Source organism: Microvirga sp. 2YAF29 (assembly GCF_052114605.1).
Classification (GTDB): domain Bacteria; phylum Pseudomonadota; class Alphaproteobacteria; order Rhizobiales; family Beijerinckiaceae; genus Microvirga.
In genome coordinates this window covers 1-560 of the sequence record NZ_JBFRFB010000047.1, presented here as the reverse complement: position 1 = coordinate 560, position 560 = coordinate 1, and the positions used below count along the sequence as shown (strand labels likewise).

The following is a 560-nucleotide window of genomic DNA, read 5'->3' as shown; positions in this document are numbered from 1 at the left end:
CGCAACGGCAGCGAACGCGAATGGCCGGGCTATCCGGCGAAAGAGTCGACGTACACGGAGCATCAGTGCCCCCTCTCAAAGTTGGGAAATTAAAGCGACAATGGCGGGGCGTGGTTCCCTGGGGTGGAACCGGCAATATCGGGTATGCCAGTTCGCGGAACCATGCCCCGCCGTACGAACTCAGATCTTGCCGAGGACGCGCTTGCCGATATTCCACGCAACGAACGCGATAGCGACGCCGAAAACGACGGGCATGGACGTCGTGATAACGCCGGTTGCGGAACCTACAGCACTGGCAAGGGCTGCACTAACAGCTGCTTCCATGGGATACACCCCCCTTCAAATATTCCGTAGTGACCCGCACGCGCTACGCACGCCAGGAGTTGAAAATTGCGATCATGGCCCCGAGCAGCAAACCGCCGCCTATGGCCAGCCCGTAAGCCGACCCAAGTTGAGACATGTTTTCCCAGATCACCGGCGACGCACCCACCAAACAGCCACGCAGAGGGAGAGCAGGAAACCGAGGAAGCACAGGCCAGCCAGCCCGAGAGAAATAGCAC

1 protein-coding gene is annotated in these 560 nt (G+C 59.8%); it reads right to left on the bottom strand.

What is annotated here, in order from left to right; translation table 11 throughout:
• Positions 1–180 precede the first annotated feature (180 nt).
• Positions 181–324: a hypothetical protein gene (locus tag AB4Y85_RS19440; RefSeq protein WP_441986548.1), complete on the bottom strand. Its 144-nt coding sequence runs from the start codon at positions 322–324 to the stop codon at positions 181–183.
• Positions 325–560 lie beyond the last annotated feature (236 nt).

Bases quoted from the DNA above. Each gene is read 5' to 3' on its own strand.
- AB4Y85_RS19440 (WP_441986548.1), bottom strand. From the start codon at position 324: ATGGAAGCAGCTGTTAGTGCAGCCCTTGCCAGTGCTGTAGGTTCCGCA.